At 37.3% G+C, this 22,757-nt stretch carries 24 protein-coding genes and 1 pseudogene; 21 read left to right on the forward strand and 4 right to left on the reverse strand.

Features of this window, described 5'->3' with window-relative positions:
* The first annotated feature begins 10 nt into the window (after positions 1-10).
* From rplX to alaS, 19 genes are all read left to right on the forward strand, one after another.
* Complete coding sequence (gene rplX / locus H710_RS03865; protein WP_041849530.1) at positions 11-325, forward strand: 50S ribosomal protein L24; 315 nt, start codon at positions 11-13, stop codon at positions 323-325.
* Complete coding sequence (gene rplE / locus H710_RS03870) at positions 318-875, forward strand: 50S ribosomal protein L5 (protein ID WP_041849531.1); 558 nt, start codon at positions 318-320, stop codon at positions 873-875. Before rplX ends, rplE begins: the two co-directional genes overlap by 8 nt.
* A gap of 24 nt (positions 876-899) precedes the next feature.
* Positions 900-1,205: a 30S ribosomal protein S14 gene (gene rpsN, locus H710_RS03875; RefSeq protein WP_041849532.1), complete on the forward strand. Its 306-nt coding sequence runs from the start codon at positions 900-902 to the stop codon at positions 1,203-1,205.
* 14 nt (positions 1,206-1,219) lie between these two features.
* A complete protein-coding gene (gene rpsH, locus H710_RS03880; protein ID WP_041849533.1) occupies positions 1,220-1,618 on the forward strand; it encodes a 30S ribosomal protein S8 in 399 nt (132 codons plus the stop codon).
* 39 nt (positions 1,619-1,657) lie between these two features.
* The gene (rplF, locus tag H710_RS03885) at positions 1,658-2,191 is read left to right on the forward strand and encodes a 50S ribosomal protein L6 (protein ID WP_041849534.1); all 534 of its coding nucleotides are present in this window, start codon (positions 1,658-1,660) and stop codon (positions 2,189-2,191) included.
* Positions 2,192-2,203: 12 nt separating this feature from the next.
* The gene (rplR, locus tag H710_RS03890) at positions 2,204-2,566 is read left to right on the forward strand and encodes a 50S ribosomal protein L18 (protein ID WP_041849535.1); all 363 of its coding nucleotides are present in this window, start codon (positions 2,204-2,206) and stop codon (positions 2,564-2,566) included.
* Positions 2,567-2,673: 107 nt separating this feature from the next.
* On the forward strand, positions 2,674-3,243 hold the full coding sequence (rpsE, locus tag H710_RS03895) for a 30S ribosomal protein S5 (protein WP_041849536.1): 570 nt from the start codon (positions 2,674-2,676) through the stop codon (positions 3,241-3,243).
* A gap of 32 nt (positions 3,244-3,275) precedes the next feature.
* Positions 3,276-3,482 (forward strand): 50S ribosomal protein L30, encoded by a 207-nt coding sequence (gene rpmD, locus H710_RS03900; protein ID WP_041849537.1) that lies wholly within the window; start codon positions 3,276-3,278, stop codon positions 3,480-3,482.
* Between the two features lie 20 nt (positions 3,483-3,502).
* Positions 3,503-3,970, forward strand: coding sequence for a 50S ribosomal protein L15 (gene rplO, locus H710_RS03905; RefSeq protein WP_041849538.1), 468 nt, complete (start codon positions 3,503-3,505; stop codon positions 3,968-3,970).
* A gap of 123 nt (positions 3,971-4,093) precedes the next feature.
* On the forward strand, positions 4,094-5,440 hold the full coding sequence (secY, locus tag H710_RS03910) for a preprotein translocase subunit SecY (RefSeq protein ID WP_041849539.1): 1,347 nt from the start codon (positions 4,094-4,096) through the stop codon (positions 5,438-5,440).
* A complete protein-coding gene (locus H710_RS03915; protein ID WP_041849540.1) occupies positions 5,437-6,015 on the forward strand; it encodes an adenylate kinase in 579 nt (192 codons plus the stop codon). The genes secY and H710_RS03915 overlap by 4 nt, the downstream gene beginning before the upstream one ends.
* A 186-nt stretch (positions 6,016-6,201) precedes the next feature.
* Complete coding sequence (gene rpsM, locus H710_RS03920) at positions 6,202-6,567, forward strand: 30S ribosomal protein S13 (protein ID WP_041849541.1); 366 nt, start codon at positions 6,202-6,204, stop codon at positions 6,565-6,567.
* 122 nt (positions 6,568-6,689) lie between these two features.
* Entirely contained in the window at positions 6,690-7,079 is a 390-nt protein-coding gene (gene rpsK, locus H710_RS03925; protein ID WP_041849542.1) for a 30S ribosomal protein S11, read from the forward strand.
* A 75-nt stretch (positions 7,080-7,154) separates the two neighbouring features.
* Positions 7,155-8,168 carry a DNA-directed RNA polymerase subunit alpha gene (locus H710_RS03930; protein WP_041849543.1) on the forward strand — a complete coding sequence of 338 codons (1,014 nt, stop codon included), beginning with the start codon at positions 7,155-7,157 and terminating at the stop codon, positions 8,166-8,168.
* 24 nt (positions 8,169-8,192) lie between these two features.
* Positions 8,193-8,618 carry a 50S ribosomal protein L17 gene (gene rplQ / locus H710_RS03935; protein WP_041849544.1) on the forward strand — a complete coding sequence of 142 codons (426 nt, stop codon included), beginning with the start codon at positions 8,193-8,195 and terminating at the stop codon, positions 8,616-8,618.
* A 180-nt stretch (positions 8,619-8,798) separates the two neighbouring features.
* On the forward strand, positions 8,799-10,193 hold the full coding sequence (locus H710_RS03940) for a DegQ family serine endoprotease (RefSeq protein WP_041849545.1): 1,395 nt from the start codon (positions 8,799-8,801) through the stop codon (positions 10,191-10,193).
* A 9-nt stretch (positions 10,194-10,202) separates the two neighbouring features.
* Positions 10,203-11,522 (forward strand): replication-associated recombination protein A, encoded by a 1,320-nt coding sequence (locus H710_RS03945; protein WP_041849546.1) that lies wholly within the window; start codon positions 10,203-10,205, stop codon positions 11,520-11,522.
* 428 nt (positions 11,523-11,950) lie between these two features.
* The gene (recA, locus tag H710_RS03950) at positions 11,951-12,994 is read left to right on the forward strand and encodes a recombinase RecA (RefSeq protein WP_005766971.1); all 1,044 of its coding nucleotides are present in this window, start codon (positions 11,951-11,953) and stop codon (positions 12,992-12,994) included.
* A gap of 204 nt (positions 12,995-13,198) precedes the next feature.
* Entirely contained in the window at positions 13,199-15,862 is a 2,664-nt protein-coding gene (alaS, locus tag H710_RS03955) for an alanine--tRNA ligase (RefSeq protein WP_041849547.1), read from the forward strand.
* A gap of 97 nt (positions 15,863-15,959) precedes the next feature.
* Here alaS and H710_RS03960 read toward each other — a convergent pair whose 3' ends face one another.
* Entirely contained in the window at positions 15,960-17,747 is a 1,788-nt protein-coding gene (locus H710_RS03960; protein WP_041849548.1) for a glucan ABC transporter ATP-binding protein/ permease, read from the reverse strand.
* 198 nt (positions 17,748-17,945) lie between these two features.
* On the opposite strand from H710_RS03960, the gene H710_RS03965 reads away from it, so the two are divergent.
* Together H710_RS03965 and H710_RS03970 are read left to right on the forward strand one after the other, a co-directional pair.
* Positions 17,946-18,929, forward strand: a complete 984-nt coding sequence (locus H710_RS03965) for an RluA family pseudouridine synthase (RefSeq protein WP_041849549.1) — start codon at positions 17,946-17,948, stop codon at positions 18,927-18,929.
* Positions 18,930-19,299: 370 nt separating this feature from the next.
* Positions 19,300-20,085: an ATP12 family chaperone protein gene (locus H710_RS03970; protein ID WP_041849550.1), complete on the forward strand. Its 786-nt coding sequence runs from the start codon at positions 19,300-19,302 to the stop codon at positions 20,083-20,085.
* A 19-nt stretch (positions 20,086-20,104) separates the two neighbouring features.
* On the opposite strand, the pseudogene H710_RS06365 reads toward H710_RS03970, so the two are convergent.
* The 3 genes and pseudogenes from H710_RS06365 to H710_RS03985 all read right to left on the reverse strand — a co-directional run bounded on the left by H710_RS06365 (position 20,105) and on the right by H710_RS03985 (position 22,597).
* A pseudogene (locus H710_RS06365) lies at positions 20,105-20,613 on the reverse strand (hypothetical protein).
* 174 nt (positions 20,614-20,787) lie between these two features.
* Complete coding sequence (gene glnA, locus H710_RS03980) at positions 20,788-22,197, reverse strand: type I glutamate--ammonia ligase (RefSeq protein ID WP_041849678.1); 1,410 nt, start codon at positions 22,195-22,197, stop codon at positions 20,788-20,790.
* 85 nt (positions 22,198-22,282) lie between these two features.
* Positions 22,283-22,597 (reverse strand): P-II family nitrogen regulator, encoded by a 315-nt coding sequence (locus H710_RS03985; RefSeq protein WP_414946252.1) that lies wholly within the window; start codon positions 22,595-22,597, stop codon positions 22,283-22,285.
* Positions 22,598-22,757 lie beyond the last annotated feature (160 nt).

A 22,757-nucleotide genomic window follows, 5' to 3' on the forward strand; every position in this document is an offset into this window, starting at 1 on the left:
GGCGAATATTATGAAGAAGATTCGAAAAGGTGACAGAGTCGTTATTTTATCTGGTAATGATAAAGGATGTAGTGGTGAGGTTATAAAAGTGAATCCAAGAGAGAGTAGAGCTCTTGTTCGCGGAATCAATATGGTTAAACGTCATCAGCGTCAAACACAAAAGCAAGAGGCTGGGATTATTTCTAAAGAAGCTCCTATTCATTTGTCTAATTTAGCGATTGCTGATCCTAAAGATGGTAAGCCTACACGTGTGGGCTTTCGTATGAATGCAGATGGTGGTAAGATTCGTTTTGCCAAGCGTTCAGGAGAATTGATTGATGACTGAAGAAAAACAAAAGTCGCGTATGAAGACGCATTATGTTGAAGTCATTCGTAAAGTACTTCAGGAGAGGTTTCATTATAAAAATGAAATGCAGATTCCGCGCGTTGATAAAATTGTGATCAACATGGGAATTGGTGAGGCGACTTCCGATTCAAAAAAACCATCTATTGCAGCTGAGGATTTATCCTTAATAACAGGTCAAAAAGCTGTTGTAACTTATGCACGTAACTCTATTGCAGGTTTTAAAGTTCGTGAAGGAATGCCACTTGGAGCTAAAGTTACATTACGTAAGGATCGTATGTTTGAGTTTTTGGATCGTCTTATTACGATTGCGCTTCCACGAGTTCGTGATTTTCGTGGTCTAAATCCAAAAAGCTTTGATGGTCGTGGCAATTTTGCTATGGGTATTAAAGAGCACATTGTGTTTCCAGAGATTAACTATGATAAAGTTGATCAAATTTGGGGCATGGATATTATCGTTTGTACGACGGCAAAGACGGATGATGAGGCGCGTGAATTATTGCGTGCATTTAATTTTCCGTTTCGTTCGTAACGGCAAATGTAGTGAGGTAAAGTTATGGCCAAAGTAAGTGCCGTTGAGAAAAATAAGCGTCGCGAAATGATGGCGAAACGTTATGCTGCGCGTCGTGCACGTTTGAAAGCGATTGTGATGGATCAGAAAGTTTTGCTTGAAGAGCGGTTTAAAGCTTCTATTCAGTTGGCGGAATTGCCACGTAATTCTGCAAAGGTTCGTGTTCGTAATCGTTGTGGGGTTACGGGTCGTCCACGGGCTTATTATCGTAAATTACAAATGTCGCGTATCGCATTGCGTGAATTTGGTTCTCTGGGGCATATTCCCGGTGTTATTAAATCTAGTTGGTAAGAGGAGGTTACAAAATGTCTATGTCAGATCCTCTTGGTGATATGTTAACACGCATTCGTAATGCCATTAGTCGAAAAAAGAGCAAGGTGGTTACTCCTGCTTCTAAGCTTCGTGCTCGGGTTCTTGATGTTCTTAAGTTAGAGGGTTATATCCGCGGGTATAATCATATTGATTCTGCTAACGGGAAATTTGAATTTGAAATTGAGTTAAAATATTTTGAAGGCTCTTCTGTTGTTCGTACAATTTCACGTGTTTCAAAGCCTGGTCGTCGTGTATATGTTTCTGCTAAGTCTATTCCTCAAGTAGCAAATGGTCTTGGTATTTCGATTTTGTCGACTCCTAAAGGAGTGATGACGGATCATGAGGCGCGTGAACAGAATGTTGGTGGAGAGCTTCTCTGTCGTATTTTCTGATCGATTGTAAAAAAAACGGAAGAAAAGCAGGTTAGAACAATGTCTCGTATTGGAAAAAAACCCATTCCGGTTCCTTTTGGGGTTACTGCTTCTATTGAGGGGCAGCTCATTAAGGCAAAAGGTCCAAAAGGTGAACTGAGTTACATCGTGAATGATGAAGTTTTGGTTAAATTTGAGGATAATATTGTATTGGTCGCACCACGTGATCAATCAAAAGATGCTCGTTCTAAATGGGGTATGTCACACTCAATGATTAGAAATATTTTTTGTGGTGTGAAAGATGGATTTGAAAAGAAGCTTGAAATAAGCGGTGTTGGTTATCGCGCTGTTTTGCAGGGTAAGAATATTCAGTTGTCTCTGGGTTTCTCTCACGATGTTGTTTATAAAGTACCGTCTGATGTGTCTGTGACAGTTCCTAAACCAACAGAAATTGTTATTTCTGGAATTGATAAGCAGAAAGTTGGGCAAGTTGCAGCAGAGATTCGTGGATATCGTGGGCCTGAGCCTTATAAAGGAAAAGGTATTAAGTATGTGGATGAGCGTGTAGTCCGTAAAGAAGGTAAAAAGAAATAGGGATTTCGTATCATGGTTTTATCTAAAGAGATTATTCAACGTCGTGCGCAGCGTGTTCGTCGTCAAATAAAAGCTGTTGCTAATGGTCGTCCGCGGCTTAGTGTTTACCGTTCGAATCAGAATATTTATGCTCAAATTATTGACGATGTGCGTGGATGTACACTTGCTTCTGCATGTACTCTTGAAGAGGGGTTGAAAAAATCTTTTAAAAGTGGTTCTGCCAAAAAGGCTGCTTTCGCTGTTGGTAAATTAATTGCTGAGCGTGCAAAAAAATCTGGCATTAATGAGGTTGTTTTCGACCGTGGGGCTTATGTTTACCATGGTAGGGTGAAAGCTTTGGCGGAAGCTGCTCGTGAAGGTGGTTTGAGTTTTTAGGGTATTCTTAAAGCTTTTGGTAGGAGATATCTGGGGTATTTCATGTGAGTTCCTCTAGTTTTTATTGGAACTTTGTTGGCGTGCTTCTGAAAAAAAAGGAATGAGGAATGGCACAGAAAGAACGCAGTGATCACAATGATAGCGATGAACGTCGAAATGAGAGCGGCGGTGAATTTGTTGATAAGCTTGTTCACATTAATCGTGTTGCCAAGGTTGTGAAAGGTGGTCGACGTTTTGGTTTTGCTGCTCTTGTTGTTGTTGGAGACCAAAAAGGGCATGTTGGCTTTGGCCATGGTAAGGCTCGTGAAGTTCCTGAGGCAATTCGTAAAGCTACGGAATCTGCAAAGTGTGAAATGATTTATGTTCCGCTTCGGTCTGGGCGTACATTGCATCATGATGTTGAAGGTCGTCATGGAGCTGGTCGTGTTTTATTGCGTTCGGCCTCTGCAGGTACGGGTATTATTGCAGGTGGTTCAATGCGTGCTATTTTTGAAACTCTTGGTATGCAAGATGTTGTTGCAAAATCATTAAGATCATCTAATCCTTATAATATGGTACGTGCAACTTTTGACGCATTGAAGCGTCAGATGCATCCTAGGGATATTGCCGCACAGCGTGGTATTAAATATTCTACTTTGCAAGCGCGCCGTCAGCATATCGTTGGTATGGAAGAATAATTTCTGAGGTTGATTAGAAGAGGAATTGAAAAATGGTTCAAAAAAAATCTCAGGTTAGCAAAACTATAACAGTAGAACAGATTGGAAGTCCAATTCGGAAGCCAAAGATTCAACGTTTAGCGCTGAAGGGTCTTGGGTTGAATAAAATGCATCATCGTCGTGTTTTAGAGGATACGCTTTGTGTACGGGGTATGATTGCTAAAGTTAGGCATCTTGTTTGCATTGTAAATGAAAATTAAAGATTGCGGGAGTGTAGGATATGAAGCTCAATGAACTACGTGATCATGAAGGGGCAACGAAAAATCGTAAGCGTATTGGACGTGGCATTGGTTCAGGTACTGGTAAAACTGGCGGTTGTGGTGTTAAAGGGCAAAAATCACGTTCAGGTGTATCTCTGAATGGATTTGAAGGTGGGCAAATGCCTATTTATCGTCGTTTGCCAAAGCGTGGATTTAATAATTTATTTGCTAAGGTTTATAATGAAGTTTCATTAGGTCGTATTCAGTTGGCGATTGATGCAGGAAAATTGAATATTGAAAAATCAGTTGATGTTGCTGTGCTGAAAGATGCAGGCATTATTCGCCATTTTAAAAATGGTGTTCGTCTTCTCTCTGATGGTGAGTTAAAATCCAAAGTTGTATTTAATGTTTCTGGTGCTTCTAAGGTTGCTCGTACTAAGGTTGAAAAGGTAGGTGGTCAGATTAATGTTCCTGAATCTGTTCGGTAATTTTAAAATGCCATTAAAGATTTTAGTCTAAAGGGTGTGTTTTGCATTGGCTCGTTTATGACAGTGCGGATTTTAGGATTGTGCTCATATAGGTAGGGATGGGGTATAAACTGGAGAAATTCTATGGCATCAGCTGCAGAGCAACTTGCTTCCAACATAAATTTTAGTACTTTTTCACGTGCGACTGAATTAAAGAAACGCATTTGGTTTACTCTAGCTGTGCTTCTTGTCTATCGTTTTGGTACTTATATTTCTCTTCCTGGTATTAATATTGATGCTTTACGGCAAACATTTGAACATCATGCGTCTGGTGTGCTTGGGTTAGTCAATATGTTTTCTGGAGGAGCTGTTGGTCGTATGGCAGTTTTTGCTCTGGGTATTATGCCATATATATCAGCGTCGATTATTGTGCAGTTGTTAACTTCGATTGTTCCCTCATTGGAATCTCTTAAAAAAGAAGGTGAATTAGGTCGTAAGATCATCAATCAGTATACACGTTATGTCACAGTAGTATTAGCGCTTGTACAAGCTTTTGGTGTTGCGGTTGCGCTTGAAACTGGTATAGGAACAGGGCTTCAAATTGTTGTAGAGCCAGGTCTTATGTTTCGTTTTTCTGCTGTTATTACGCTTGTTGGTGGAACAATGTTTTTGATGTGGCTTGGTGAACAGATTACATCGCGTGGTGTTGGTAATGGGGTTTCTCTCATTATTTTTACAGGTATTATAGCTAATTTTCCTTTTACTTTTGCTCAGCTTTTGACAGCTCATAGTCAAGCTGATTTATCAACTTTTTTATTAATAGGAATTATTATTATTTCCGTTTCTGTTGTTGGCATTATTGTTTTTGTAGAGCGTGCACAGAGACGAATTCTTATTCAATATCCAAAACGTCAAGTTGGTAATCAAATGTTTCAAGGCGATGTGTCGCATCTTCCTTTAAAGTTGAATACTGCTGGTGTTATTCCACCCATTTTCGCTTCATCTTTGTTATTGTTGCCTGCAACTATTAATAACTTTTCTGATCAAATGCCAGAATGGATTCAGTCTGTTTCTTTTTCTCTTAGTCATGGGCAACCACTTTATATGATTATTTATGCGGCTTTAATGGCATTTTTTTGCTTTTTTTATACAGCCATTGTTTTTAATCCGAATGACACAGCGGATCAGTTGAAAAAGCATTCTGGCTTTATTCCCGGGATTCGCCCAGGTAAACGTACAGCTGAATATATTGATTATGTTTTAACACGTATTACTGTTATTGGAGCGATCTATATTATTTTGGTTTGTTTGTTGCCTGAGTTTATGATATCAGCGCTGCATGTTCCTTTTTATCTTGGTGGTACATCTTTACTCATTGTTGTTAATGTTACACTTGATACAGTTTCTCAAATTCAAGGGCATCTCGTTGCTTATCAATATGAGGGATTAATTAAAAAATCAAAACTCCGTGGAGGTAGAATGAATCGATGAAAATTATTCTTTTAGGACCTCCTGGAGCTGGTAAGGGAACACAGGCGAGAATATTGATGGAGAGGTATAATATTTCTCAATTTTCAACAGGGGATATGCTTCGTGAGGCTATCGAAAAAGAGACAGAAATTGGTAAACAAGCTAAGATTTTTATAGAGTCAGGTGCTTTGGTACCTGATTCCGTTGTTAATCAAATCGTATCAGATCGTATTGGTAAGAGTGATTGTGTGAGCGGTTTTATATTGGATGGGTATCCGCGCACTGTAAGTCAAGCAGAAGCATTACAACGCATTTTACAATCGAGAAATATGCAACTTAATGCTGTCATTGAGTTGATTGTTGATGAAGATGCGCTGATTGAGCGAATGAAAAAACGTGTTAAAGAAACAGTAGCTGTTGGTAGGAAAATTCGTTCAGATGATAATCCTGATTCTTTTGCAAAACGATTGGTAGAATATCGTGAAAAAACAGTTCCTTTATCAAAATTTTATTCAAATATAGGGTTATTAAAGACAGTTGATGGGATGGCTAACATTGCTGATGTATCGCGTGCGATTAATGTTATCCTTGAATAAGGAATTTTTTAGAAATAAATGAAAAGAGTTGACTTTTGCAGTAAAATCTATCAAAAATTTCTTTTATTTTCTTTGAAGAAATAATAGGATTCGGGGTGCATTTAGACCCGATTTTCTTTTTTGTTTGTATAAGGTGCTTTAAGCACTTTATGTTTTGTTGTTAAAACCTAATAAAGGAGAGTAGGCGTGGCTCGTATTGCTGGCGTCAATATCCCAACAAATAAGCGCTTAGTTATAGCGCTTCAATATATACACGGGATTGGGGAGAATTTTGCTAACAAAATTATCGAAAAAGTTGGAATTCCAGCAGAGCGTCGTGTTCATGAGCTTTCAGATGCGGAGATTTTGCGGATTCGTGAGACGATAGATCGAGATTATCAAGTTGAAGGGGATCTTCGTCGTGAAGTTGCTATGAGTATTAAGCGTTTGATGGATCTCGGTTGTTATCGTGGGTTGCGTCATCGCCGCTCTTTACCTGTTCGTGGGCAGCGTACACATACAAATGCGCGAACACGTAAAGGTCCAGCTAGAGCAATTGCCGGTAAGAAATAATAATATCTTTTGTTTTAAAGATTTTATTTTAACACTCTGTTTTTTATTAAAATGATTAATAAAGGCAAATAAGGTGGAGCTGCTACTACTATGGCAGTAAAGAGGTCGTTGAAAGGAAAATTATGACCAAAGAAGCCAAGCGTGTTCGTCGTAGCGAACGTAAAAATATTTCGTCGAGTGTTGTGCATATCAATTCGACATTTAATAATACAATGATTACTATTACTGATTCTCAAGGAGATACGATAGCATGGTCATCTGCTGGGGCTCAGGGATTTAAGGGCTCTCGTAAGTCTACACCTTTTGCTGCACAGGTTGCAGCAGCGGATTGTGCTAAAAAGGCAGAAGAGCATGGTGTGCGCTCATTGGAGGTCGAAGTGTGTGGTCCTGGGTCGGGTCGTGAATCTGCTTTGCGTGCATTACAGTCTGCAGGATTTATAATAACTTCTATTCGTGATGTAACACCGATTCCTCATAATGGATGTCGTCCACGGAAAAGGCGGCGTGTTTGATGCGGAGGGGGCTTCTATGTTCACATTGGCCGTTGCGGTTGAATGGTAGCGGAACTAAAGAGCAGGAATAAAAATATGATCCAGAAAAACTGGCAGGAATTAATTAAACCCAATAAAGTTGAATTTCATGCGCATAGTAATTCGAATGTTTTGAGTGTAGTTGCCGAGCCGCTTGAGCGTGGTTTTGGCTTAACATTAGGCAATGCACTTCGTCGTATACTATTATCGTCACTTCGTGGTGCTGCAATTACTGCAGTACAAATTGAAGGGGTGTTACATGAATTTTCGTCTATTCCAGGCGTTCGTGAGGATGTTGCAGATATTATTTTAAATATCAAAGAAATTGCGATCCGTATGGAAGAAGAGGGCCCTAAGCGTATCGTTGTATGTAAAGAGGGTTCTGGTATCGTAAAAGCTGGAGATATACGCACTGTCGGAGATATGGAAATCCTTAATCCAGAACATGTTATTTGTACACTTGATGAAGGCGCTGAAATCCGTATGGAGTTTATTGTTAATACAGGGAAGGGTTATGTTCCATCAGATCGTAACTGTTTTGACGATGCTCCAATTGGTTTGATTCCAATCGATAGCCTTTATTCGCCAATTCATAAAGTATCTTACAAAGTGGAAAATACACGTGAAGGGCAAGTTCTTGATTATGATAAGTTGACTTTAACAATTGAAACGAATGGTGCTGTTAATGGTGAGGATGCAGTCGCTTTTGCGGCGCGTATTCTTCAGGATCAGCTGTCAGTATTTGTTAATTTCAAAGAACCACAAAAAGAGCTTGTTGAAGAAAAAACTTCTGAGCTTTCTTTTAATCCTGCACTGCTTAAAAAAGTGGATGAGTTAGAACTTTCAGTGCGTTCAGCAAATTGTCTGAAAAATGATAATATTGTCTATATTGGTGATCTAATTCAAAAAACGGAATCTGAAATGCTTCGGACACCGAATTTTGGACGAAAGTCATTAAATGAGATTAAAGAAGTTCTCGCATGTATGGGACTCCATCTTGGTATGGAAATTTCTGCATGGCCACCTGAAAACATTGATGATCTTGCTAAGCATTATGAAGATCAATATTGAAATTAAGATTTAAGGAGAGAGCTCATGCGCCATGGTAAATCAGGCCGTAAGCTGAACCGAACTGCTAGTCATCGTAAAGCAATGTTTGCTAATATGGCAGCTTCGCTTATTGAGCATGAACAGATCGTAACAACGCTTCCAAAAGCTAAAGAGATTCGCCCTATTGTTGAAAAGTTAGTTACACTTGGTAAACGTGGAGATTTGCATGCACGTCGGCAAGCAATAGCGGCTATTCGTGATACTGAAAAGGTTGCAAAGTTATTTAGTGCACTTGCGCCGCGTTATGAATCGCGCCATGGTGGTTATTTACGTATTATGAAAGCAGGTTTTCGTACTGGAGACAATGCACCTATGGCTGTTGTGGAATTTGTTGATCGTGATGTTAATGCGAAGGGTGCTGCTGATCATGAACGCAAAGTAACCAAGATAATCGAAAAAGAAGATTCTTGATAGAAAAATTTTTTATTGAATTGAAGAAAACCGTCTTTTAAAGGCGGTTTTTTTGTTGATATTTTGGAATAAGTTATCGTTCAATAACAAAATGAAAAGGAATAGCAGTATACAAATTATTGAGTTTATGTATTACTTATTGTGCAGGTAAGTTGATTTTTATTTTATGAAGGAATGAGCATGAAGCGTTCTATTTTTATAGGGCTTTTTTTTGTGATGCTGGTAATGACATCATTGCATTCTGTAAATGCTCAGGTTCCTCAGACACAATCAGAAATTATAGTGTCATTTTCTCCTTTAGTTAAAAAGACGATTCCATCTGTTGTGAATATTTATGCAGCCCGACAAGTTAGAGTGCGTTCACCTTTTGAGGGTGATCCGTTTTTTGAGCAATTTTTTAGTCGTTATAGAGGTAATCAGCCTTTACGTACTCAGTCATCATTAGGATCTGGAGTTATTGTTGATGAACGTGGTTTAGTCGTTACCAATTACCATGTCATTAAGGATGCTAATGAAATTAAAATTTCTCTTTCTGATGGACAGGAGTTTGAAAGTAAAGTCGTTTTAAAGGATGAAGCAACTGATATTGCGGTGCTTGAAATTGATTCAAAAGGAGCTCAATTTCCTGTTCTTTCTTTTGGGGATTCTGATGCGGTTGAAGTTGGTGATCTTGTTCTTGCAATTGGTAATCCTTTTGGTGTTGGTCAGACCGTTACAAGTGGTATTATTTCAGCTCAAGCACGTACGCGTGTTGGTATTTCTGATTTTGATTTTTTTATTCAAACAGATGCGGCTATCAATCCAGGAAATTCTGGCGGGGCTTTGATTAATATGAAAGGCCAGTTAATTGGAATTAATACGGCTATTTATTCGCGTTCAGGTGGTTCTGTAGGCATTGGTTTTGCAATTCCAGCAAATCTTGTTAAAGTAATGCTTGATGCAGTTAAACGTGGCGAGAATTTTTTTATACCACCTTATATTGGAGCATCCTTTCAAAGTGTTACGCCTGATGTTGCAGGTAGTTTGGGTTTAAAGCGCCCTTATGGAGCTTTTATTGTTGAAGTTATTGAAGGTAGTCCCACTGCAAAAGCTGGTTTGAAGGTAGGGGATGTTATTTTAAGTTTACAAGATGTACAAATTGATAACCCAGATAGTCTTGGGTATCGTTTGATGACAGCGGATATTGGGCAAAAACTCATTTTAAAATATTTACGGGATGGAAAAATTTTTGAAACAGAAATAACTATATCATCAACACCTGTTTCTACATTTGTACAATCTGAAAAAATTATTGATGAAAGTCCTCTTTCTGGTGCTGAAGTATTAGATTTAACACCACAAAATAGTCGATCTTTTCATCTTCCTATGACTGCAAAGGGTGTTATTATTACCAATGTTGATAAAATGAGTAATGCTGCAGGGATTTTTCATTCAGGAGATATTTTGCACTCTGTTAATGGTCATAAAATTGAAACTGTAGATCAGTTAAAAAAGATTCTTATGCAAGTTCATCCGCGTATTTGGCAGCTAGAATATGAGCGTAATGGTATACGTATTCGCCAATTTGTCCACTAAAGGTTTTTTTTGAATAAAGATTTTTTTACAATACCTTTTGATCTTTGTGTTAATCAAAGTCGTCCTCTTGCAGAAAAGATGCGTCCTTGCTCTCTTAGTGAAGTAGTAGGACAAAGTCATTTGATTGGAGCAAAAGGTTTTCTTTCCCGCATGGTAGCAGCTGGTTCATTAGGTTCGATGATTTTCTGGGGAGCTCCAGGGACAGGAAAAACAACAGTTGCACGTCTATTAGCGCTTGAGACGAATTTCGCTTTTGAACAAGTTTCTGCTATTTTTACTGGCATTACAGAGCTAAAAAAGGTTTTTGAAGTGGCTCGGACTCGTTTTATGTCTGGAGCTAAAACACTTTTGTTTGTTGATGAAATTCATCGATTTAATCGCACTCAGCAAGATATTTTTCTTCCTTTTATGGAAGATGGTACGGTTGTTCTTGTAGGTGCAACAACGGAAAACCCTTCATTTGCACTTAATGCTGCTCTTCTTTCGCGTGCACGTGTTTTGACATTTCATACACATGATAACGAAAGTTTGCGTATGCTGTTAAAACGCGCTGAGGAGTTAGAAAGAAAAACTCTTCCTTTGGATGATCATGCTAAAGACGTTTTAATAAGAATATCTGATGGTGATGCACGAGCCATGTTAACGTTGGTTGAGGAAATCTGGTGTATTACGCGATCAGGCGAGATATTGAATGCTGAAGCTTTACAAGAAGTTGTTCAGCGTCGAGCACCGATTTATGATAAAGGGCGAGATGGCCACTATAATCTCATTTCAGCATTGCATAAATCAGTTCGTGGATCTGATCCTGATGCGGCTCTTTATTATCTTGCACGTATGTTTGATGCGGGTGAAGATCCTCTGTATATAGGGAGAAGATTGGTACGTATCGCCGTTGAAGATATTGGTTTAGCGGATCCGCAAGCTCTTGTTATTTGTAATGCAGCAAAAGACGCTTATGCTTATTTAGGATCTCCTGAAGGAGAGTTGGCTTTGGCTCAAGCATGTCTTTATCTTGCAACTGCGCCAAAGTCGAATGCAACTTATCTTGCTTATAAGACAGCGATGCATTGTGCACGTAAAAATGGTTCTTTACCTCCTCCTAAACATATCCTTAATGCGCCTACAAAATTCATGAAAGAAGAGGGCTATGAGGATGGTTATCGTTATGACCATAATGAACCAGATGCTTTTTCAGGACAGGAATATTTTCCTGAAAAACTTGGGCGTCAGATCTATTATCAGCCACAAGAACGTGGTTTTGAACGTGAGATTGCAAAGCGCCTTGAGTGGTGGAAAAAATTACGACAAAAGCGAAACCACAGTAAATAAGATTTTTTCAAACGGAATTTTGAGAATTTTGTTAATGTAGTTTGCAAGTGTGAATTGATAGCTTAAATTGTACATAGCACTTATACATAAGATCTTGTTCTGAAATGATGTTGGGGAGTTTTGTGAGAGACTGGGCATTATTCTTAATTGTATCAATTCAGAAAAGATATGCACAAACACAGTGTTGAAATTTAGCTTTCTTCTTTTTGAAGAAGGTATATCAACAATATAAATATTCAGCGTGTAAGCTATTTTGCGATATGTTTTGTGTTGATGAGAATAATATGATTTTTTAAATTAAACATTATTCATACAATACGGGAGTAAAGAGGAAATAGACTGTGAAAATCTAGACTCGGGACTTTAATTCAGGTAATAGGACAGTGTATATTACATAGTAATTTCTATGATTTGTTAAGGATACGATTGTGGATAAAAAAAAAGCTCTAGATGCTGCTCTATCACAAATTGAACGTTCTTTCGGTAAAGGCTCAATTATGCGTCTCGGGCAGAAGGAGGGGGTTGTTGAAATTGAAACAATCTCAACCGGATCATTATCTTTGGATATTGCCTTAGGTGTTGGTGGGTTACCAAAAGGGCGTATTATTGAGATTTATGGGCCGGAAAGCTCAGGTAAAACGACATTAGCTCTCCATGCTATTGCTGAAGCGCAGAAAAATGGTGGTGTTTGCGCTTTTGTTGATGCAGAGCATGCTCTTGATCCTATTTATGCACGTAAACTTGGCGTTGATTTAGAAAATTTATTTGTTTCTCAACCAGATACTGGTGAACAAGCTTTAGAGATTACAGAAACACTTGTTCGTTCTGGTGCAGTTGATGTTCTTGTGGTTGATTCAGTAGCAGCTTTAACACCACGTGCGGAAATTGATGGTGAAATGAGCGATTCTCTGCCTGGATTACAGGCTCGGTTGATGAGTAAAGCATTGCGGAAATTAACAGCATCAATTTTTCGCTCTAACTGTATGGTTATCTTTATCAATCAAATTCGTATGAAAATTGGAGTGATGTTTGGTTCTCCTGAAACGACAACGGGTGGGAATGCATTAAAGTTTTATGCCTCTGTTCGTTTAGATATTCGTCGCATTGGATCTATTAAGGATAAGGAGCTGGTGGTTGGTAATCAGACTCGTGTTAAAGTAGTTAAAAATAAATTGGCGCCTCCATTTAAACAGGTTGAGTTTGATATTATTTATGGTGAGGGAATTTCCAAGTTAGGGGAGTTAATTGATCTGGGGGTCAAAGTTGGCATTGTTGAGAAATCTGGTGCATGGTTCTCTTATAATTCTCAGCGTTTAGGGCAGGGGCGCGAAAATGCAAAGCAGTTTTTGCGTGAACATGCAGAAATAGCAGCAGAAATTGAAACGGCTTTGCGCCAAAATGCTGGTTTGCTCGCAATTGAATTGTTGGAGAATGTAGGGGCAGACAATATAGAAAATGATGAAGAAATTTAATGAAATATTAATTTCAATATAGTTTTTTCATCACAGTTGTTTCTTTTTTATTTATCAGAATTTTTAAATATAAAATCTTTTATTGTAATTTTTTCTGAGAAAATATTTCTATTTTAATGATTTATTTTTAAATTAGTAAAGAGACTATTTCATAAAAGTAGATCTTATCTTTTCGATTTTGTACTGTTCTTTGCAGGTGTCAATATGAATAGCGTTAATAATATCCGATCTACTTTTCTGGATTATTTTCATCGTAATGGGCATAAAGTTCTTTCTTCTAGTTCACTTGTGCCTCGCAATGATCCCACATTGATGTTTACAAACGCAGGAATGGTACAGTTTAAAAATGTTTTTACTGGACTTGAGAAACATTCTTATAATCGAGCCACAACTGCACAAAAATGTGTTCGTGCAGGTGGAAAGCATAATGATCTTGATAATGTCGGTTATACGGCACGTCATCATACTTTTTTTGAAATGCTTGGTAATTTTTCTTTTAGTGATTATTTCAAAGAAGAAGCAATTTTTTATGCATGGAACCTTTTAACAAAGGAATTTTGTCTTTCTAAAGATAAATTATTAGTTACAGTTTATCATGATGATGATGTAGCAGCGAGGTTATGGCGTAAGATTTCAGGTCTTTCAGAAGAGAAAATTATCCGCATTGCAACAAATGATAATTTTTGGATGATGGGTGACACAGGACCTTGTGGTCCTTGTTCAGAGATTTTTTATGATCATGGCGATAAAATTTGGGGTGGTCCTCCTGGAAGTGCTGATGAAGATGGTGATCGTTTCATTGAAATTTGGAACCTTGTCTTTATGCAATATGAGCAGTTAAGTAAAGAGAAGCGGATTGAATTGCCTCAACCTTCCATTGATACGGGGATGGGATTAGAGCGTATTGCTGCTGTTTTACAAGGTGTTCATGATAATTATGATATTGATCTTTTTCGTGCATTAATTCATGTTTCACAAGAGATTATAGGGGTTAAGGCGACCGGTGATTTTTTGGCTAGTCATCGTGTTATTGCTGATCATTTGCGTTCATCTGCATTTTTAATTACTGATGGTGTTATGCCTTCTAATGAAGGCCGTGGATATGTTTTACGCCGTATTATGCGTCGTGCTATGCGTCACGCTCATTTATTAGGTTCAAAAGATTTGTTGATGTGGCGTCTTGTGCCTGCTTTGATAAGCGAAATGGGACAAGCTTATCCTGAATTAGTGCGTGCTGAATCTTTGATTTCAGAAATTTTAAAATTGGAGGAAACTCGTTTTCGTAAAACTCTTGAACGAGGCCTTGGTTTGTTGAATGAGGCAAGCACTCATCTTGAAGAAGGTGATTGTTTTAATGGTGAAGTTGCTTTTAAACTTTATGACACATATGGATTTCCACTTGATTTGACGCAAGATGCTCTTCGGCATCGTGGAATATTTGTTGACGTTGATGCTTTTGATAAAGCTATGGAACGTCAAAAAGCAGAAGCGCGTGCCAATTGGTCGGGTTCTGGTGATTGTGTAACAGAAACAGTCTGGTTTTCTATTCGTGATCAAGTTGGGGCTACAGAATTTTTGGGTTATGAAACAGAAAAAGCTGAAGGTATTATTACAGCGCTTATACGTGATGGTGAGGTTGTTGACCATATTGATTTAGGCCAAAAGGCTATGATTGTAGTTAATCAAACACCTTTTTATGGCGAATCTGGAGGGCAGGTTGGGGATAGTGGTATAATTTCTGGTGAAAATTTTATTTTTGAAGTGCATGATACGCAAAAAAAAGGCGATAATGTTTTTATTCATATTGGTGAAATTAAATCTGGTCAGGCAAAAAAACATGATTGTGTAGAATTAATTGTTGATTCTGCTCGTCGTCGCAAAATTTGTGCAAACCATTCTGCTACTCATTTATTACATGAAGCTTTGCGTCAAGTATTGGGATCTCATGTTGTTCAGAAAGGTTCTTTTGTATCACCTGATCGGTTGCGGTTCGATTTTTCTCATCCAAAATCGATTTCATCAGCAGAACTAAAGAAAATAGAAGATTTGGCGAATGATATAGTTCTGCAAAATAGCAAAGTAACAATACGTCTTATGGCAATAGATGATGCAATTGCTGAAGGGGCTATGGCACTGTTTGGTGAAAAATATGGTGATGAGGTTCGTGTTATTTCTATGGGGAATAATCTTGAACAGACAGGATCAAAAAAATGGTGGTCTATTGAACTTTGTGGAGGCACACATGTTCAAAGAACAGGCGATATTGGGTTGATCCATATCATTTCCGAAACTTCTGTAGCTGCTGGTGTTCGCCGTATTGAAGTATTAACAGCTACAGCTGCGCGCCTTCATCTTCATAGTCAAGATAGACGGGTTTATGAAATTGCTGGTCTTTTAAAGACTTCTCCTGCTGATGTACAAGAACGTGTTCAGGCTTTGCTTGATGAGCGTCGCAGGCTTGAAAAAGAGTTGAAGGATTCACGCAAGAAAATTGCTCTTAATGGTGAATTTGTTGAGAATAGCCAGGGAGATATTCAAACGATCAATGGTATTTCTTTTATGGGGTGTGTTGTTAGTAATATTCTACCCAAGGATCTTAAGGCATTAGTAGATTCTGGAAAGAAGAAGATTGGATCTGGTGTTGTTGCTTTCATCAGTGTTTCTGAGGATGGAAAAGGAAGTGCTGTTGTTGGTGTTACTGATGATTTGACTGATACGCTGAATGCTGTTGATTTAGTGCGAATTATTTCAGCCATTCTTGGGGGAAAAGGTGGTGGTGGGCGTCGTGATATGGCGCAGGCTGGTGGTTCTGAGGGGAGCAAGGCTAATGAAGCTCTTGTAGCATTAAAAGCCTCTCTTGAAAGATAATTGCAACTGTTTGATCTATACTGTTGCGTTTCAGTTTATCAAGGAAAAAACTGTAATTCAGTTTTAGTTTTTATTTCAATATGCAAGCAAAATTGATTTATGGTGCTATTGCTTTGCGCAATGGAATTATATTGTCATCTTTTTCTTTTGTCGCGGGTTGATTGATTGTTAAACCGCCAGCTTTCAGCAATTTATAGAAGTGGCCATCTTTATTGATTAATTCTTGAAAGCTACCTTTTTCAATTAAGCAACCCTGATCTAAAAAAAGTACAAGATCGGCATTACGGATTGTTGAAAGGCGATGAGCTATAATAAATGTGGTACGATTCTCACTTATACAATCGATCGCATTTTTAACACGAATTTCTGTTTCGACATCAAGAGCACTGGTTGCTTCATCCAAGATGAGAATAGGAGCATTTTTCAAAATAGCGCGTGCAATTGCTAATCGTTGCCTTTCTCCACCTGATAATTGCGAACCTCGCTCACCAACTAATGTATCATAATTCTTGCTTTTTTTTAGAATAAAGTCATGGGCAGAAGCCATTTTTGCAGCTTCATAAAGTTCTTCATCTGTTGCTCCTGTTTTTCCTATAGAAATATTATCTCGAATAGTACGGTCAAAAAGACCTGCATCTTGAAATACTGTTGCTAAAGCTTTGCGTAACGATTCCCGATTGATAGAATTTATATTTATTCCATCAATGCTGATATATCCAACAGTCGGGTCATATATACGTTGTAATAAATTAATTAATGTTGTTTTTCCAGCACCTGTTGGTCCTACAATAGCAACAGTTTGTCCTACTTTAACCTCAAATGAAATATCAAAGACACCTTGGGAAGAATTTGGAAATTCATAGGTAACATGATGAAATTGGATCGCGCCTTTAACGTTTAGAAGAGAAGCAAGATTTGCAGTTTCATTGGTTTGAAAAGTTGAATCCTCCATATCAAAGAATTCTTGTAGTTTTGCTTGCGAAGATACAGCTAAATTGATAAAGCCACTAATTTGATCAAGACGACCAATCATTAATTGAGAAAATCCAACAAAAGTAACAACTTCTCCCACACTTAATTGGCCTTTTATCACGAAAAAAGCACCAAGAAGAAGTACACAAACTATTGAAATAGTTGAAGCCATTCGGTTTAAACCACTTGCAAGTGCCCACCAGTTTAAGACAGGGTTTTGTGCTCTAAGAAGGTTGTTGGTATGCTGATGAAGTGCTGAAGTTTCTTCGGTTATTCGGTTATAACTTTGTACAATGGAAACGTTAGAGATTGAATCAGTAATATGTTTAAAAAGGCTGTGGTGATAGTGTTCGACAGCGGCTTGTCCGTTTTTTGTTTTTTGCATTACCAAACGTGCAATTAAGATATAGAGGATGGCAAGAACCATTAAAACGATTGAAAGACGCCAGTTCATTTTAAAGGTTACTGGAACGAGAACGAAGAGTGCGACGAAAGTTGAGAGGTGTTGACGCATAAATTCAAGCCATATAGAGGACATAGAATCTGTAGCGCGCAGTAGTGTGTGAAGGGCATGAGATGTACCACGTTGTTGATGCCAAATAAGGGGCATACTGATAATGCGTGCAAAAGACTTTTCTAAAACAGTTAAACGGCATCTGTGTGCTAAGCGATCAGCACCGCGAGCTACAAGGACGTAAGCAATAATGTTAAAAATACCAAAACACATCCAGACTGAGAGAGTCAGAAGAATATCTGATTTATCTGCGATGGTATCAATAACGCGTCCAAACAAAATAGGTTCTACAATTGTAATAATTGCTAATGTAATATTAGCAGTGCAAATGAGAAGAAATGCATTTTTTTCTTGATTCAGATAGGAAAGAACGCGAACATAAGTTCTAAATAACGACACGGGGTAATAGTCTCCAAATTGCACAAAGGTAGAATTATGTATTTGAGCTAATGGAATTTATGCAATAAGGGAATGCAATTTTAAATACTGACTGTAATGTGACGTGATAATGTTTATTTAAAGAAATGTAGTTTGTATTTATTAAAGACGATAAGACGAAACTGTTAGATAAATGATTTTGGTAATACGATAACCGTTATGGTGAACATAGAAATAAAAAATGTTGAAGAAGATGAAAACGGTATGCGTTTAGATCGCTGGTTTAAGGTCCATTATCCAGGCCTTGGGTTCGGATATCTACAAAAGATTCTGCGTTCTGGTCAGGTACGGGTTAATGGTGGGCGTGTTAAAGTTAATATGCGTCTTGTAACTGGGCAATCTATTCGTGTACCATCTTTGTTTATTGAGAGTAAGAGGAATGTTCCTATAACGAGTAAGGTTATTAGTCAGCAAGATGATGGGGATCTTTTAAAAAAAATGCTTCTCTATGAAGATCCAAAAATTTTTGTTTTCAACAAACCTGCTGGCTTAGCTGTACAAGGTGGTTCTGGTTTAATGCGCCATGTTGACGGTATGCTTGAGGCATGGTGCAATAAAAAAGGTGAAAAACCGCGGCTGGTTCATCGTCTTGATCGTGAAACATCAGGTTTACTTGTTGTTGCTCGGTCAAGAAGTGCTGCGCAGGCTTTAACTGCTGCTTTTAGAACACGAAAAATGAAGAAGATTTATTGGGCATTAGTAAGAGGGGTTCCCAGAAAAAAGCAGGAAAAAATTTCGACATGGATGGCAAAAGAAACAACGGCACAGGGCGATAAAATGGGTATTTGTGAACATGGGGAACCAGATTCTAATCATGCAGTTTCCTATTATCGTATTTTAGATACACGAGGACGTGCGCTTTCTTGGCTTGAAATGGAGCCCTATACTGGTAGGACACACCAGTTACGTGTTCATGCTGCTCATATAGGACATCCGATTATTGGCGATTCAAAATATTTTTTTTCTGATAATAACTGGGAGTTACCAGGAGGAATTCAAAATCGTCTTCATCTTCATGCACGTCGTATTCGTATTCCTCATCCTTCAGGAGGCATATTGGATATTACTGCGCCTTTACCGCCTCACATGGTACAAAGTTTTAATCTTTTAGCTTTTAATGAAAGCGATGGCGACGCCGAATAATAGGATCTGTGTAATTATTTTATCTAATGGTGAAAATAATAATCTTTCATTATGGCATGAAAAAACATTTCAACAATCAATTTTGTTTAGAGAAAAAGAATTTTCAGTTATCTTTGATCAAGGGCTAAATTTTCTTCTGATATGGTGTTTAAATATAATGAAAATATTAATATAAAAGTTTAAAAGAATATTTTATCTTATTGAAATAATTAATATTTAATATGTTATATATAAGCAGAGTAATCAGTTAATGTGATGGCAATTGATAGTTTCTTAAAGGCTGTCATAATGTTTATTATGCAAAAAGTGAGTGTAGATTCTATTATAAAAAATTTGGTAGATTTGTTGAAAGTATAAGAGATAGAATGATATGCGTGAAATTTTAGATCATTTTGATCAATCATTAAATGTAGATAACCCTACTGCTAAGGTTTCAGAATCCTCACATCAGTTATTGAAAAAACGATTTTATAAAGATGTGAGTATTGTGAGTGAAGAAGGAGGGGTTTCTATATTATTGGATAGATGTCCAATTCAAACACCTGCCAAACGTCATATCCTCGTGCCAACAGAAGCGCTTGCTGCATTATTGGCTCAAGAATTTAAAATCCAGGAAAAGGTTATTGATCCAGCAAAAATGCCAATTATGCGTCTTATTAATACTGTTATTGATGGTATAGCTGACGATATGCAGGTTATTTTTGAAGATTTATTACGGTTTGTTGCATGCGATATGATTTTTTATCGTGCACAAACGCCGAAAGAGTTAGCAAAACGGCAATGTGAGCATTGGGATTTTTTACTTGATTGGGCAGAAGAGAAGATTGGTGCACGTTTTAATATAGCTGAGGGAGTGATGCATATTGAACAACCGTGGGTGTCTATTCAAGCAGTGAGCAATTATTTACGCAAAATAGAATCCCCTTATGTGCTGGCTGCACTCCATACAATGACAACACTAACGGGATCAGCTCTTATTGCTTTTGCTGTCGCTGAGAAAAAAATCGATCTGGATCATGCTTGGTCTATTGCACATTTGGATGAAGACTGGACGATAGAACAGTGGAAGGTTGATGAAGAGGCGATGATGCGTCGAGCCTATAGAAAAGTTGAATTTGATGCTGCAGTCGCAATGATTACCGCTGCACATAGCTAATTTATTCATGCATAAGTGTTCAACTATTGACTATGGTATTTTGTAATTTTGTTGGATTGATTTTTATTGTTTCAAATCTAAGGAATGCTTTATTGATTATATTAAAGGTTGCGTTATCATTACCACAAATAGAGTACCACTGATTATTTTCGAAGAGAGCAATAATCTCAGTTTGGATAGAGAATTTTTCCTCACTAGTTTTAGTTCATGGGGATGATAAAATAAGGAATGTTATTGTTAAGTTTTCCTGCATCTTTCTTGGTTTGATTAATATTAATGCTTTCAATTTTATAATTGCTGGCCAAATATTTTATTTGACTTTTCATAATTCTTTGAAATTGCAGTTTATTGAGATTTTTTGTAGTGGCTAAGCTGTCGATAATTTGAGGAGGGATAGCACTAAATAATATCTGCATCAAATTCTTGAAGTGCTTTACTGTAGGGAGAGATAGCTGTTGCTAGGTTTATCGTTGCTTCATTAGTTAGTGTATATCCTGGTATTGTCGATATAATAAGGATAAAGAACAAAAAATAAGAAAATTCTTAGTACTAAAAGCCTTAATAATTAATTTGAACAAGATTAATTATATTTATAAAAGAAAAACATACCCAAAAATATAGGTGTACTTTTAAATGTAAGAATAAAATATAAAAATGGAGATTTTCATCTCCATTTTTATTTTGAATAAAATGATTTATTTCTTAAACAGAATAATACATATCAAATTCGACAGGATGTGGAGTCATTTCATAGCGCAAAACTTCTTGCATTTTTAATTCAATAAAAGAATTAATCTGGTCATCATCAAAAACACCTCCGGTTTTCAAGAAGCCACGATCTTTATCAAGAGATTCAAGTGCTTCACGTAAATTTCTTGAAACTGTAGGGATTTTTTTAAGTTCTTTTTGAGACAGGCTATAAAGATCTTTGTCCATAGCTTCTCCAGGATGAATTTTGTTTTTTATCCCATCAAGACCTGCCATTAAAATTGCTGAGAATGCTAGGTATGGGTTTGCTGTTAGATCTGGAAAACGAACTTCTACACGTTTTGAATGAGGTGAAGAGCCAAAAGGAATACGACAAGATGCAGAACGGTTTCGTGCAGAATAAGCAAGCAGGACAGGAGCTTCATAACCAGGAACTAAACGTTTATAGGAATTGGTAGATGGATTTGTGAAGGCATTAATTGCTTTTGCATGTTTAATGATACCACCAATGAAAAATAAGCAAGTTTCCGATAGGCCGGCATATTGATCTCCTGCGAAGATTGGTTTGTTATCTTTCCAAATTGATATATGAACATGCATGCCTGAGCCATTATCACCAAAAACTGGTTTAGGCATGAAAGTTGCTGTTTTTCCATAACTGTTAGCAGTTTGATGCACAACATATTTAAAGATCTGCATTTTATCAGCTTCTCGAACCAATGTATCAAATCGAATACCTAGTTCATGCTGAGCTGCTGCAACTTCATGATGGTGTTTTTCAACGCGTACACCCATATCTGTTAACGCAGCAAGCATCTCAGAGCGCATATCTTGGCAAGAATCTATAGGAGGAACCGGAAAATAACCACCTTTCGTACGTGGGCGGTGACCAAGATTACCCATTTCATACTCAGTGTCATCATTTGATGGTAATTCACTTGAATTAAGCTTAAAACCTGTATTGTAAGGATCAGTTTTATAGCGCACATCATCAAAAATAAAAAATTCGGCTTCCGGACCTATATTGACTATATCGCCAATTCCTAAAGATTGCATATAAGCTTCAGCTTTTTTAGCGATAGAACGCGGATCTCTATTGTACATTTCTCTAGAAATAGGATCAAGAACATCACAAAGTATTACCAAAGTAGATTGAGCAAAAAAGGGATCAATATGAGCTGTTTCTGGATCTGGTATTAATAACATGTCGGATTCATTAATTGCTTTCCATCCGGCAATTGAAGACCCATCAAACATAATGCCATCAGTGAATGTATTTTCTTTGATTTCAGCAATATCCATTGTGACGTGGTGTAATTTACTTCGTAGGTCGGTAAAGCGTAAATCGACGAAACGTATATTATCATCTGCAATCTGTTTAAGAATATCTGATGCTGTTGGCATATTCAATTTCCTTATTGGGCTGAGGTGAATAGAAAAAAGGATGAGAAATTTTTTGAATGTTAATAGAGCATCAATACTAGATTCATTAGTACCTTACATAGATAATATCATCAATGGATGAAACAGATACTTTTCCATCGTGGATATATTTTATTGGAGCTGCTTTAAGTATTACCTCAATAGTTTTCTTTAGATTTTTATCGGCAACCAAAGCGTTAATTTTTATTTTTAACAAAAAATCAACAATACATCTGACACTGCGGTAAAGTTCCATATGCTTTTTTTGACAACTAAAATTTTTTTCTTTTGTTACAGTGATTTTATATAAAACAATTTTTTGAAGCATTTCTTTCATTTCATTAAGCTTGAAAGATTTTATAATGGTTTCAATTGTTTTCATATCGAAGTCATCTCCAACATCATTTTATTATTTCAGTCTATTACGTATTATATGGACAACGATGAAATATGTCGACAAATACTTTTTTCATGAAAAACACAAAGCGTAATACAAAATATAATGCACATGTTATATTTTTTAGAGAAAATCTATAATGAAA

It is taken from the genome of Bartonella bacilliformis Ver097, from assembly GCF_000709795.1.
Taxonomy (GTDB): Bacteria; Pseudomonadota; Alphaproteobacteria; order Rhizobiales; family Rhizobiaceae; genus Bartonella; species Bartonella bacilliformis_A.

What these genes read in the sequence shown, in the direction of transcription:
- rplX (WP_041849530.1), top strand. Translation starts at nt 11, where the DNA reads ATGAAGAAGATTCGAAAAGGTGACAGAGTCGTTATTTTATCTGGTAAT.
- rplE (WP_041849531.1), top strand. Translation starts at nt 318, where the DNA reads ATGACTGAAGAAAAACAAAAGTCGCGTATGAAGACGCATTATGTTGAA.
- rpsN (WP_041849532.1), top strand. Translation starts at nt 900, where the DNA reads ATGGCCAAAGTAAGTGCCGTTGAGAAAAATAAGCGTCGCGAAATGATG.
- rpsH (WP_041849533.1), top strand. Translation starts at nt 1,220, where the DNA reads ATGTCTATGTCAGATCCTCTTGGTGATATGTTAACACGCATTCGTAAT.
- rplF (WP_041849534.1), top strand. Translation starts at nt 1,658, where the DNA reads ATGTCTCGTATTGGAAAAAAACCCATTCCGGTTCCTTTTGGGGTTACT.
- rplR (WP_041849535.1), top strand. Translation starts at nt 2,204, where the DNA reads ATGGTTTTATCTAAAGAGATTATTCAACGTCGTGCGCAGCGTGTTCGT.
- rpsE (WP_041849536.1), top strand. Translation starts at nt 2,674, where the DNA reads ATGGCACAGAAAGAACGCAGTGATCACAATGATAGCGATGAACGTCGA.
- rpmD (WP_041849537.1), top strand. Translation starts at nt 3,276, where the DNA reads ATGGTTCAAAAAAAATCTCAGGTTAGCAAAACTATAACAGTAGAACAG.
- rplO (WP_041849538.1), top strand. Translation starts at nt 3,503, where the DNA reads ATGAAGCTCAATGAACTACGTGATCATGAAGGGGCAACGAAAAATCGT.
- secY (WP_041849539.1), top strand. Translation starts at nt 4,094, where the DNA reads ATGGCATCAGCTGCAGAGCAACTTGCTTCCAACATAAATTTTAGTACT.
- H710_RS03915 (WP_041849540.1), top strand. Translation starts at nt 5,437, where the DNA reads ATGAAAATTATTCTTTTAGGACCTCCTGGAGCTGGTAAGGGAACACAG.
- rpsK (WP_041849542.1), top strand. Translation starts at nt 6,690, where the DNA reads ATGACCAAAGAAGCCAAGCGTGTTCGTCGTAGCGAACGTAAAAATATT.
- H710_RS03930 (WP_041849543.1), top strand. Translation starts at nt 7,155, where the DNA reads ATGATCCAGAAAAACTGGCAGGAATTAATTAAACCCAATAAAGTTGAA.
- rplQ (WP_041849544.1), top strand. Translation starts at nt 8,193, where the DNA reads ATGCGCCATGGTAAATCAGGCCGTAAGCTGAACCGAACTGCTAGTCAT.
- H710_RS03940 (WP_041849545.1), top strand. Translation starts at nt 8,799, where the DNA reads ATGAAGCGTTCTATTTTTATAGGGCTTTTTTTTGTGATGCTGGTAATG.
- alaS (WP_041849547.1), top strand. Translation starts at nt 13,199, where the DNA reads ATGAATAGCGTTAATAATATCCGATCTACTTTTCTGGATTATTTTCAT.
- H710_RS03965 (WP_041849549.1), top strand. Translation starts at nt 17,946, where the DNA reads ATGGTGAACATAGAAATAAAAAATGTTGAAGAAGATGAAAACGGTATG.
- H710_RS03970 (WP_041849550.1), top strand. Translation starts at nt 19,300, where the DNA reads ATGCGTGAAATTTTAGATCATTTTGATCAATCATTAAATGTAGATAAC.
- glnA (WP_041849678.1), bottom strand. Translation starts at nt 22,197, where the DNA reads ATGCCAACAGCATCAGATATTCTTAAACAGATTGCAGATGATAATATA.
- H710_RS03985 (WP_414946252.1), bottom strand. Translation starts at nt 22,597, where the DNA reads ATGAAAACAATTGAAACCATTATAAAATCTTTCAAGCTTAATGAAATG.